This window comes from Methylobacterium sp. WL18, assembly GCF_008040015.1.
Taxonomy (GTDB): Bacteria; Pseudomonadota; Alphaproteobacteria; order Rhizobiales; family Beijerinckiaceae; genus Methylobacterium; species Methylobacterium mesophilicum.
Genome location: NZ_VRVD01001143.1, coordinates 1 through 771 on the forward strand (window position 1 = coordinate 1; position 771 = coordinate 771).

The 771-nt window shown below is 72.8% G+C and carries 1 protein-coding gene; it reads right to left on the reverse strand.

The window, feature by feature from the left end; genetic code table 11:
• Positions 1–50 precede the first annotated feature (50 nt).
• Positions 51–771, reverse strand: a 721-nt coding sequence (locus tag FV228_RS31410; RefSeq protein ID WP_147857939.1) for an SDR family oxidoreductase, incomplete at its 5' end; no start/stop codon positions are given.

Sequence of the window (771 nt, forward strand, 5' to 3'; positions counted from 1 at the left end):
GATGAGGGGGGATGGGTGGGAGGGATCGGATGGTCTGGCCGCACAGGTATTCACAACGTCCCCGAATACGCCCCGCCATCCATCAATACATTCTGGCCGGTGATGAACCCGGCGTGCTGGCTGCACAGGAACGCGCAGGCGGCGCCGAACTCGTCCGGGCGGCCGAAGCGGCCCGCGGGGTTGTCGCGCGCCCGGGCTTCGAGGAACGCCTCCACGCTGGTGCCGGCCTGGGCGGCCCCGGCGGCGGCGTTGCTGCGGATCCGGTCGGTGTCGAACGGGCCGGGCAGGAGGTTGTTGATCGTCACGTTGTGCCGCACCGTCTGGCGGGCGAGGCCCGCCACGAAGCCGGTCAGCCCCGAGCGGGCGCCGTTGGACAGGCCGAGATGCGCGATCGGCGCCTTCACGGCCCCGGAGGTGATGTTCACGATCCGGCCGAACCTGCGTCCGATCATGCCGTCGATGGTGGCCTTGATGAGTGCGATCGGCGCCAGCATGTTGGCGTCGAGCGCCCGGATCCAGGCGTCGCGGTCCCAGTCGCGAAAATCCCCCGGGGGCGGGCCGCCGGCATTGTTGACCAGGATGTCGGGCTCCGGGCAGGCGGCGAGCGCGGCGGCCCGGCCGGCCTCGGTGGCGATGTCGCCCACCACCACGGTCACGGCGGCGCCGATCTCCCGGCGGATGGCCTCGGCGGTCGCCTCCAGGGTCTCCGCGGTGCGGGCGGTGATCGTCACGGCGACGCCCTCGCGGGCGAGCGCCAGGGCGCAGCCCCGT